Origin of the sequence: Dolichospermum circinale AWQC131C (assembly GCF_000426905.1) — a bacterium.
In the GTDB taxonomy this organism is placed as follows: Bacteria; Cyanobacteriota; Cyanobacteriia; order Cyanobacteriales; family Nostocaceae; genus Dolichospermum; species Dolichospermum circinale.
This window is the reverse complement of the sequence record NZ_KE384645.1, coordinates 1-270: the sequence shown is the minus strand read 5'-3', so window position 1 is coordinate 270 and position 270 is coordinate 1. Positions and strand designations below refer to the sequence as shown.

Below are 270 nucleotides of genomic sequence, written 5' to 3'. Positions count from 1 at the left end.
CTGGATAGTTTTTCAAATTTATTGCTCATTAGGTAAGCTGATACCTTGTTCCAATAACAATTGCCGTAATTTAGCTACTTCTAACTCAGCAGAATCTGCTCGTTGTTTTTCCTGTTCTGCCCGTTGTTTTTCCTGTTCTGCTCGTTGTTTTTCCTGTTCTGCCCGTTGTTTTTCTCGTTCTTCTGGAGTAGGCAACCAATTATTATCTTTATCATACCAACGTAACCACTGTCTAGTTAGTCCTTGATATTCTCCCTCCCATAATCCTAA

Annotated in this window: 1 pseudogene; it reads right to left on the bottom strand. The window is 38.9% G+C overall.

The features are described 5' to 3' along the window. Window positions 1-18 precede the first annotated feature (18 nt). Window positions 19-270: pseudogene (locus tag ACIR131C_RS23385) on the bottom strand (hypothetical protein); the annotation flags it as partial.